The following is a 379-nucleotide window of genomic DNA, read 5'->3' as shown; positions in this document are numbered from 1 at the left end:
TCGTTGCCGTGACTTCATAGCCTTTTAATCCAGAGAAAAAAAATAACGAGCGAATATACCATTCAATTTGATTTTGGTTATTTTTGGTGACAAGCAGAACTTTTGCAGGCTTCTTATTTCTACCCTTACGGGCTCCGAACAATAGATGAAGCACAGCGATGCTGATTCCGTAACAACCCAAGATCCAAAGTAATCCAATCCACATAGCGGATCCCTCCCTTACTTGCAGTGTATGCCACAAAAAGTAGAGGGGTTCCAACAACGGGAGCCTTACAAGGTTACCCAACCATTCTTAATCGCGATGATAACCGCTTGCGTACGGTCATCAACCTCCATTTTCTGAAGAATAGAGCTGACATGGTTTTTCACCGTTTTTTCG

Annotated in this window: 1 protein-coding gene and 1 pseudogene; both read right to left on the bottom strand. The window is 42.7% G+C overall.

Translation table 11 applies throughout. From position 1 onward, the window contains the following. Positions 1–205 (bottom strand): annotated as a pseudogene (locus AC1DUA_RS40960) (hypothetical protein); the annotation flags it as partial. A 65-nt stretch (positions 206–270) separates the two neighbouring features. After that, on the bottom strand, positions 271–379 hold a 109-nt coding region (locus tag AC1DUA_RS40955; protein WP_477505060.1), incomplete at its 5' end, for a LuxR C-terminal-related transcriptional regulator.

The sequence above is a fragment of the Paenibacillus sp. 01T422 genome (genome assembly GCF_056398785.1).
This window is presented reverse-complemented; position numbering and strand designations above follow the sequence as displayed.